The sequence below is a fragment of the Bartonella sp. MU70NMGDW genome, assembly GCF_042194085.1.
In the GTDB taxonomy this organism is placed as follows: Bacteria; Pseudomonadota; Alphaproteobacteria; order Rhizobiales; family Rhizobiaceae; genus Bartonella; species Bartonella grahamii.
Genome location: NZ_JBHIMK010000078.1, coordinates 1 through 8,415, shown reverse-complemented (window position 1 = coordinate 8,415; position 8,415 = coordinate 1). Strand labels below are relative to the sequence as shown.

Annotated in this window: 7 protein-coding genes and 1 pseudogene; 3 read left to right on the top strand and 5 right to left on the bottom strand. The window is 37.6% G+C overall.

Annotation, left to right across the window (positions count from 1 at the left end; all coding sequences use genetic code 11):
• The 4 genes from ACFIKE_RS07340 to ACFIKE_RS07325 all read right to left on the bottom strand — a co-directional run.
• Nucleotides 1-180, bottom strand: a 180-nt coding sequence (locus tag ACFIKE_RS07340) for a DUF2125 domain-containing protein (RefSeq protein WP_375648946.1), incomplete at its 3' end; no start/stop codon positions are given.
• A gap of 491 nt (nucleotides 181-671) precedes the next feature.
• Nucleotides 672-1,418, bottom strand: a complete 747-nt coding sequence (locus tag ACFIKE_RS07335) for a glutamine amidotransferase (protein WP_375626031.1) — start codon at nucleotides 1,416-1,418, stop codon at nucleotides 672-674.
• A 146-nt stretch (nucleotides 1,419-1,564) separates the two neighbouring features.
• On the bottom strand, nucleotides 1,565-3,124 hold the full coding sequence (locus tag ACFIKE_RS07330) for a heme biosynthesis protein HemY (protein WP_375648944.1): 1,560 nt from the start codon (nucleotides 3,122-3,124) through the stop codon (nucleotides 1,565-1,567).
• Between the two features lie 11 nt (nucleotides 3,125-3,135).
• Complete coding sequence (locus ACFIKE_RS07325) at nucleotides 3,136-4,320, bottom strand: mitofilin family membrane protein (RefSeq protein WP_375648942.1); 1,185 nt, start codon at nucleotides 4,318-4,320, stop codon at nucleotides 3,136-3,138.
• 384 nt (nucleotides 4,321-4,704) lie between these two features.
• Here ACFIKE_RS07325 and tsaD point away from each other — a divergent pair, with 384 nt between their 5' ends.
• From tsaD to ACFIKE_RS07310, 3 genes are all read left to right on the top strand, one after another.
• Nucleotides 4,705-5,799: a tRNA (adenosine(37)-N6)-threonylcarbamoyltransferase complex transferase subunit TsaD gene (gene tsaD, locus ACFIKE_RS07320; RefSeq protein ID WP_375648939.1), complete on the top strand. Its 1,095-nt coding sequence runs from the start codon at nucleotides 4,705-4,707 to the stop codon at nucleotides 5,797-5,799.
• A gap of 614 nt (nucleotides 5,800-6,413) precedes the next feature.
• Complete coding sequence (locus ACFIKE_RS07315; RefSeq protein WP_375626040.1) at nucleotides 6,414-6,848, top strand: EVE domain-containing protein; 435 nt, start codon at nucleotides 6,414-6,416, stop codon at nucleotides 6,846-6,848.
• 457 nt (nucleotides 6,849-7,305) lie between these two features.
• A complete protein-coding gene (locus ACFIKE_RS07310) occupies nucleotides 7,306-7,986 on the top strand; it encodes a response regulator transcription factor (protein WP_375626042.1) in 681 nt (226 codons plus the stop codon).
• A 144-nt stretch (nucleotides 7,987-8,130) separates the two neighbouring features.
• On the opposite strand, the pseudogene ACFIKE_RS07305 reads toward ACFIKE_RS07310, so the two are convergent.
• Nucleotides 8,131-8,415: pseudogene (locus ACFIKE_RS07305) on the bottom strand (SAM-dependent methyltransferase); the annotation flags it as partial.

Here is an 8,415-nt window from a genome sequence, read left to right as displayed (position 1 = left end):
TGCAGGAGAATGAACATTAAACTCGACCAAATGAGGTGCATAAATTGGTGCACCAGCTGTCAAACGCCCCGTCGATACAGAAACCCCATGTAAAGGCCAAGAAAATTGAAAATTGTCGCAAACAACACCGATACGTAAAGGATAACCATCCTTGCGCACATTCTCACATACCGCCGCCATATTATAGGAAGACGCTTTTGCAAATATATCAGAAACTTGCTCTTCTATTTTACGTGAAAAAAAAACCAGAGTGCGCTATAAATAAATATCAGAGCAAGACAAAGGAGCCCACAAATTAAATAGCTCAAAGAAAATCTCTTTTGTGATGACGGTATTTGAAAGGATTTAGACAACATTAAAACTTTCTTTATCTCTTAACTTCCTCCCCACCCTAAAAAGGACAAAGATTCTTAACCACAGTCAGTTTATAAACAATCCAACTTCTTAATCGACCGGATTTTATCTACTGATCACTTCAAGGAGTTCCTATACATCGTTCTAAAGTACAGTATCTCATAAGTCCACCCACCAAGATCTTTTTAAGAAAATCCATTACACTTTCTAACAAAAAATACCTCATGTGTAAAGTTTTACATGAGTTTTCTATCTCTGCCTTAAACGATACTGTTTTACAGCACAACAAGAACGATAATAAATAGTGTTTCTAACACTCACACAAATGCGGTCGGTACACAAAAAATCTGGTGTAATGCACCTTCAAACCATTGGCTTAAAGCTTGATCATAAATTAAACGACCTTTCAAATGTGCACAAGCAGGTTGAGCACCTTTTTCAGTCAATTTATGTGCCGAACGCACGACTAACCGTCGCATCATAGCACGTGTAAACTCAGCATGAAATTGCAAACCCCATGCATTGTTTCCATAACGAAAAGCTTGTGTAGGATATGTATGCCCTGTTGCCAAAAGCATTGCCTCTTTCGGTAAATCATAAATACCTTCATCATGAAAATGATAGACCATTTCTGGCCAATTCATCAATTCCTTCCCTTGAGGGGTTGCTTCTAGTGGATACCAGCCGACTTCAACAGTCCCATCACTTCTTGTACCAACGCGCCCCCCTAGATTTCGCGCTAACATTTGCGCTCCAAGACAAATACCCAAAAAAGGCTTATTTTCCTTCAGTGATAACGAAATCCAATCAATTTCCTCACCAATATAGGCTTCGCTGTCATTCACACTCATCGGCCCCCCTAAAATAACAACACCGGCATAATGCTCTAATGTATCAGGGAGTTTTTGTCCAAAAATAGGACGATAAATATCAAGAACAAAACCATTTTGTTGTAAAAATTTTCCTAAACGACCAGTATAGGTAGACCGCCGATGAATAACAACAGCAATCCTTGGTTTGTTATTTTTTTGTTTTTTATCAAGACATCTCTGATGTAAAAACATTTTTTAACCAATCACCTCTGCAACCAAGCAAAACTTCATTTTTAAAGCATAAGAGAATAATTTTATTGGACAAGACTAACGATATTTTTTCTTCTAGGTCAATTGTTTCTTCTGAGAAAACATTCGTATTATCACATTGGTGCAATTTAAAATAAACGAAATTTTTTCCTCGATAAAAATGTTTCTTCTTCTGTTTTCACCCCTGGATCATCAACATTTAAGTGAGTTTGACTGAACATTTTTACATCTTGTTCTTTTATATCTTGTTTCTCCACCTGCACATTATGCAAAAGAGAATCGTCTATAGGTGTTAATTTTTCAAGCTTCTTATCTTCAACACCATCACTTTTTCCCATAACATACTCTTTGTCTTGCTTTTTCGGCACAATATTGTCCGCCTCTAATGTGAGAGAAGGCATACAGGGAGGCGCCTTCCATTCAAAACAGCCCAAACGTCCACTGATTGGAGAAACCGCTGACCAAGAAGAAAAAATGGACCCATCACACATCCATACTGGATCACGTTCAGCACGAAGTGCTAAAGAAAGCCATTGACGCACAGCACCTTGATTGTTTCCCTGTGCCTCTTCAATATCTGCCAACAATAAATAAACACTTTCCCGTGGATGATACTGTAATGCTTTTTTTGCCTGCTCTCTCGCTAATGCTGTTTCACCAGCATCTAAAGCTGCTTTAGCAATAAGGAAAGCCGATTCAAATGCATCTTTATTATAAGAAGCAAGTGTCTTAGCCCTTTTTAATCGCCCAATGGCTCCTTCTTCTCTTTCAAGATAAAGCGTCCCCAAATCAGGATGAGGATTCTTTTGCCAAGCCGCTATAATCATTTTATCCGCTTTACGCGTTTCATTTAACTTATAAAGAATATCAGCAGCAATAACTATTACTGGAACAAAATCAGGCGCCAATTTATGGGCTTTCAAAATGGCTTCACGTGCTTGTACAGGATGTGTATCAAACAAAGAAAGTGCCTGCCCACTTAATAGTAAAACCTGTATATGCTGCCGCTCTGGAGTCGCGCGAACAGAACGCGGGAGAGCTTTTTGCGTTCTCTCAAAAATAGTAAGTGCCTTATCCCATTTACCCTCAGTACTTAACCGATCAAGCACCGCCTGATGCGCCCATAAAAGTGCTGGCGATAAAGTCAGTGCCTCTTCGGCATATTGTTGCGCTGCCTCATAAGCTTTACTCTTCATCGCTTCACGAAACAAACCATAAAGTCCAACCAATTTTGTCGAATCTTCCTTTCTCATCTCCTCATAAAGACCGATGGCGCGAACAGAGTTATTTTGTAAAGACAAGGTTTGCGCTTGTAAGAATTTTACCAATGGCTCTTGTTTTCCTGCAAGATATTTAGCAACCCGTGCTTCCATTTTTTGCGCAACCATACTATCACCAGCAAAAGTTGCAAGAATCCCCTTTGAAAGAGCTTCATAACCACGCTTTTGATGGCGTTTATAAAAATAATTGGAAAGAGCACTCGGTATGGAAAAAAAGAAAGACAATAACCACCATAAAAGCACCAGCGTTACAAAAAACAAAATAAGCACACTTAACACTGTAAGAAATGAAGCAGAAAATCTGAAATGCAAAAATGTGAGAACAAAAATACCATTGTGATTAGCAACCCACGTGAAAGCTAAACCGAGGATACAAACAACAAAAATATAAATAAAAACACGTATCATCTTGGGCCTATTTACATCTTTGTTGCTTTAAAAGATCCTTGTTGCACAGACAATAACAATTGCTGCAACAACTGTTGAATAGCAATATGTCTTTCAAGCTGCTTAACAAAATCCATTGAAACATCTTTTGCACTTTGAGGCAATGATTGCCATTCGCTCAAGGCCTTTTCGTAATCACCAGCTTGAATGGCAACTTCCATGCGTGCCGCAATAGCCCCAAGCGTCATCCCTTCAACATTTCCAATCGGTCGCGAAACAATGAGCCCTTTTATCCATGCTAAAATTCGGTCAAAAAAACCAGCATCTGACGCAACAAGATTTTGCGTACCAACAATTGCATCGGCAACATGAGCAAAATCAACTGAAAGTTGTGCTGAACTTGGAAGACCCACAGTAGCTGTCTTTTGCAACACATCAAGTCCATTAATCGAAGGCGATAATTGTTGTAACAGCTTTAATTCATTATTATAAGATCCACCACGCTCTACAGCATTTTTTAATGAACTAATTGCAGTAAAAAGCGCGGTATCTATTTCTCTTTTCTCACTATTTTTAACAGCAGTTTCTTCCTGTAGTGTTTCTAACTGTTGTTTTAACGCAGCAAGATCATTTGCATTGCTCTGCCCAACAGACAAAGCCGTCTCTATCTCTTTCGACTCTCTAACAAAAGTTTGTACAGTTTCTTCAAGAGCTTTTACTTTTTCCTCTAAAATCGCAAAAGCTTTTTTGCTTTCTTCTTTCGATAGTTCATCATTTTTCGTTGTTTTAAACTGTTGTGATGAAAAAGAAGAAAACTCTGTTTTTAACGTATCAATTTCTTTAAAGACCCGGCTCAATTGTTCCTTTGTGTCTTTACCTTGACTTTTTGCGGCTTCAGCAATCTGCAAAGCTTTTTCTCCTCCAGCAGAATTTTCCACAAAAGGAGAAGAAAAAAAACCAGCCCATTGAAGCCCCATAAAAATTCCCAAAGCAATGAATCCCCCCAAAATCCCAGAAAGGGACAAAAAAAGCCAAGTTGTACTAGAGGTACTTTTATCCTGACCTTGCATATTCTGTTTTTCTCGCGCATGAGATTCTACAGAATTGTGGATTTTTTCCTCTGAATCATGGAGAACAGCTTCATGTTCAATAACTGGTTTCTTACGGCGCGTACCAGCATAATGTGGTTTAACTTTTGGTTTTGAAGAATCGACCATCTCTGTCACTTTTTGTGCACACTTTTTTTAATGATAAAATAATAAAATGAAAAAAGTTTTAAAAATGAAGCTTTTCTCAAATATCTTCGTTTGCTTTACATTCTTTTTATAAAGAGTATAACTTTATAAAAATTTTCCAAATCTCATTTTTCTCAATAATATTTACAATTATAGACTTTAATAGACAAGTTTTTAAAAACACATTTGCATTTTATACTCAAAAATACAGCTTTATTTTTTAATCAACAATATCATGAAATTCAAAGAAAATACCAAAACACATATTTTTCATAGAAAAATCAATTCTAAGAGAAATACTTTGCATCTTTTTCTGTTCATGATACGCACACAGGAAAGAAGCTTCAATATAAGGTTTTGTTTAAAATGCGTCTTCTAGGAATAGAAACAAGTTGTGATGAAACGGCAGCGGCTGTCATTGAATATAACAATGAATCAAACAGCCGAATTCTTTCCAATGTTGTTTGGAGCCAAATTGATCACCATGCACCTTACGGTGGTGTTGTTCCTGAAATTGCTGCTCGTGCCCATGTTGAAGTTCTTGATCATTTAATTCTGCAAGCACTAACAGAAGCAAACACAAAATTAAAAGATATTAATGGCATTGCAGCCACCAGTGGACCTGGTTTGATAGGAGGATTGTTGGTAGGCGTTATGAGCGCAAAAGCACTCTCTCTTGCCACTGGCAAACCATTTATTGCGGTAAATCACTTAGAGGGACATGCTTTAACAGCTGTCTTAACGCACAGCGTCAGCTTTCCTTATTTATTACTTTTAGTTTCAGGGGGTCATACACAAACAATCATTGTTCATGGAGTAGGCAACTACCAACGTTTAGGAACCACCATTGATGATGCATTAGGAGAAGCCTTTGATAAAACTGCAAAACTTTTAGGTCTTCCTTATCCTGGTGGACCAGCACTTGAAAAAGCAGCTTTATTTGGTGATAAAAATCGCTTTCCCCTTCCACGACCTTTAAAAGGTGAAAAACGGTTAGATTTTTCTTTTTCCGGACTAAAAACTGCTGTTCGACAAGCCGCAACAGCCATAGCTCCTCTTACAGAAAATGATATTGCTGACATTGCCGCAAGTTTTCAAGCCGCCGTAACCGATACGATACATGATCGTATTCACCTAGCCCTACAACACTTTACCCACCAATATCCTCTCTCTCATAATCAAGGAAAGCGTTCTCCTGCTTTGGTTGTCGCGGGCGGTGTTGCCGCAAACCAAGCCATTCGTTCTACGTTGCAAGAACTTGCCCATCAACATGGTTTTGAATTTATAGCCCCTCCTCTTTCCTTGTGTACCGATAATGCTGCAATGATTGCTTTTGCCGGTGCACAAAAACTCGCACGAGGAGAAACAAGCTCTCTCGACATTGCACCCCGCTCACGCTGGCCATTAGATGAAAAAGCCACGCCCTTGATCGGAATGGGACGCCGTGGAACAAAAGCATAATAAAATTGACGTCCCCCCCCACACACATCTTAAAAAACGAAGATTTCTACTCAATTCGGTCTATAGATAGTCCGAACTTTCTATCGAGCGGATTCCACCTGCTTCCCACTCACACAATTCACTTAACCCAAAGCTCGACACGCAAACCTAAATATTCACCACACATTCTAAAAAACTTTATGTTTCAAAAAACTGCCTTATATCATTACACTTCAAATGACGGTATTTTACGGCATAATAAGATCTACTCTCTCTCACGAAGCATAGATATGAAAGCCATTCTTTGACCTCATTATCTTTGATCATCTATTCGTTTCATTGCCGTTGTAATCTTAAAACTTTTTAGAATCAATTTTCTTAATTTTCTCCAAAAAACTCTTATAGTGAACGCATTTCAAGCCATAGCTGAAAAGATAAGCAAAGAGCAAAATACCTTTATACAACGTGAAATATCAATGGATCGCGTTTCTCTGCTACACGTTATTTTGAAACAAGAAAAAACAGATTATGCCCGTTCTTTACCCCATTTTAAAAATCATCGTTGATGGTGTTACAAAGATGCTTATAAAAATACACATGATGAATGCATAACAGTCTATGAAAAAGGAGAACTCATGGCTTATTGGCTTTTTAAATCTGAACCCCACAAATGGTCATGGGAGATGCAAAAGAAAAAAGGAGTTAATGGCGAACAATGGGATGGTGTACGAAATTATCAAGCCCGTAATAATATGCGCGCCATGAAATATGGCGATAAAGGTTTTTTTTATCACTCAAATAAAGGTTTAGAAATTGTAGGTATTGTAGAAATATGTGCTGAAGCACACCCTGATTCTACAAGCTCTGATCCACGCTGGGAATGTGTGGATATCCGTGCACTTTGTGACATGCCAACATCTGTTTCATTAAAACAAATTAAAGCCAATCCCAAACTAGCAAATATGGTGCTGGTTAAAGCCAGCCGCTTATCAGTGCAACCCGTGACAGAAGATGAATGGAAAGAAGTCTGTTTGATGGGCAACCTTAAGAGGGAAATGCTTGTATCTTGAAACAATAATTTTTATTCATTAACTCATATAAAAAGATGCTTCATAGCATTGCACAAAAAACCTCTTTATGATGCATCTTTTCGGTATTGCTAAAGGCAAAGCTTACTCAACGATTATAATAAGCAACACCACGAACATCACACACAAAACCCCCTCGCACACAAATGCAACGAAAAAACAAAAATAACCGTGAAATTCTCCTAAACAGTGTATATGTGTTAAGTGTTGCACAGTTCTCTTCACGCTTAAAACACGCATCATATTGAGTGTTCATTGCTTTACATGTTGGATGAGACCCCTCATACCCCAGGATTATCTCATTCCCAACCTGTTTATATTGAATCAATCAAACGCTCTTTTTTTAATTTTCCTCTTTTAATTTTTCTTGCATGAAATCTCATTTTTCACGAAACTACTCTTTACCAATCAGTGCATCAACATGCCTATAAGGAAAAACATGAACCACTATACTCTTTTAATTGTTGAAGACGATGATCTACGCCCCGTTTTAGTAGAACAATTGCAAATGCATCAAGAGTTTGAAATTTTCCAAGCAAAAACAGCAGAAGAGGGAATGAAAATAATCCAAGAAGAAAATATTGATCTCGCTATTTTGGGACTTAAATTTCCTGATCTTGATGGTTTCAAAGCCGTGAAAAAATTACGCATCCAAGGATTTCGTGCCCCCATTATCATGATAACAAATCATGATACAGACAGCGATAATATTTTAGATCTTGAAACAGGCGCCAATGATTATGTGACAAAACCCTTTCGCTTTGCGGTGTTATTAGCGAGAATTCGAGCACAGTTGCGCCAATATGAACAAAATGAAGACACAACCTTTCATCTTGGCCCCTATACTTTTAAACTGAGACAAAAACTTCTTCTTGATCAATGCAACACTAAAATCTGTCTCACAGAAAAAGAAGCAGCAATTCTTAAGTGTCTCTATTATGCCAATGATAAAATTGTTAGCCGTGAAACATTGTTAGAACAAGTTTGGGGTTATAATGAAAATATTGTCACCCATACTTTAGAAACCCATATCTATCGTTTGCGACAAAAAATCGAAAAAGATCCCTCCAATGCACAAATTCTCATAACAGATCAAAATGGTTATCGTTTAAATCTTTAATTCGAGATTTACTGTTTCAAAAATAATTTTAATATCTTAAATGAAAACAAAAACGAGATGAAAAAAACCTTCACATATAATGTGCAAAAATTAAAATAAGAAAATCCTTCTATATTTGCGGTTCTTATGCCAATGGCAAAATGATTAATTATCTTTATAAATTAAAATATTTCGCACTTGTGGTGATAACGCAGGAATAAAAACACGTCGCGATTGACGACGCTGTACCAGCAAACCCTGATAAACACGTTTTTGTGCCTGACACATTAAGAGTCCCCCAAAATAAGGCAAAAGATAGCGTGCAAATGGCTCATAAAAAAATGAGAACAACCGCGAAACATAACCCGTAGAGGGCATATAATGTACAATTTCTTGTATTGGCCCAGAAACAAAATTTGTTTTTTCGAACAAACGAGTAATTTGTTGCCG

Excerpts from the sequence above, each read along its gene's own strand:
- ACFIKE_RS07335 (WP_375626031.1), bottom strand. The coding sequence starts at position 1,418 with ATGTTTTTACATCAGAGATGTCTTGATAAAAAACAAAAAAATAACAAA.
- ACFIKE_RS07330 (WP_375648944.1), bottom strand. The coding sequence starts at position 3,124 with ATGATACGTGTTTTTATTTATATTTTTGTTGTTTGTATCCTCGGTTTA.
- ACFIKE_RS07325 (WP_375648942.1), bottom strand. The coding sequence starts at position 4,320 with ATGGTCGATTCTTCAAAACCAAAAGTTAAACCACATTATGCTGGTACG.
- tsaD (WP_375648939.1), top strand. The coding sequence starts at position 4,705 with ATGCGTCTTCTAGGAATAGAAACAAGTTGTGATGAAACGGCAGCGGCT.
- ACFIKE_RS07315 (WP_375626040.1), top strand. The coding sequence starts at position 6,414 with ATGGCTTATTGGCTTTTTAAATCTGAACCCCACAAATGGTCATGGGAG.
- ACFIKE_RS07310 (WP_375626042.1), top strand. The coding sequence starts at position 7,306 with ATGAACCACTATACTCTTTTAATTGTTGAAGACGATGATCTACGCCCC.